This is a genomic window from Cellulomonas sp. P4_A2 (genome assembly GCF_056402515.1).
In genome coordinates this window covers 1-610 of sequence record NZ_JBFUHG010000057.1, presented here as the reverse complement: position 1 = coordinate 610, position 610 = coordinate 1, and the positions used below count along the sequence as shown (strand labels likewise).

General features: G+C 69.5%; 1 protein-coding gene. It reads right to left on the bottom strand.

Annotated features, from left to right (window positions below; genetic code table 11):
• Positions 1 to 14: 14 nt before the first annotated feature.
• Positions 15 to 610 (bottom strand): PI-PLC domain-containing protein (locus AC1DUE_RS20055; RefSeq protein ID WP_477041169.1); only part of this gene is annotated, 596 nt, incomplete at its 5' end.

Here is a 610-nt window from a genome sequence, read left to right as displayed (position 1 = left end):
GCCCCGGCGACCGCTCAGGCCCCGGGGTTGTGCCGGATCAGTGATGCGACCAGGCCGGGCCGGGTGGCCGGGAAGTCCAGCGGGACGATCCCGAGCCCGGTCCAGCCGGACGCCTCGGAGCCGTCGAGGAACGACTGCACCTGCGGATTGAGCCGGTCCGCGTTCCAGCGGGGCGGCATCAGGGCCGCCGTGCTCACGTAGTTCATGAACAGCTTCCCGGGCTGCTGCGCGGCCTTGCGGAACTGGGACTCGATCTTCGGGTACTTGGCGAACGGCTCCGCCATGTACTCGTCCTGGATGTCGAAGAGTGCGGGATCGGCGTAGCGGACGCCGGGCAGTCCGCCGTTGTCGGCGAGCAGCACGACCTTGCCGCGGGCCTCGCCCAGCACGGGCAGCGCGGGGTCGATCCGGAACAGCGGCCGCCAGCCCTTGGCGTCGAGGTACAGGTCGAAGATCCGCCGGAACGCGGCGTCGCTCTCCTCGGAATACTCCTGCTTGACCCGCATCAGCACGGTCTCGGTGGGGTGCTCGGCCAGGAAGTCCCAGCAGGCGCCGAGGACGTCACCGAACATCAGGTTCTGGTACGAGGCTCCGTGGTGGATCGCGAAGG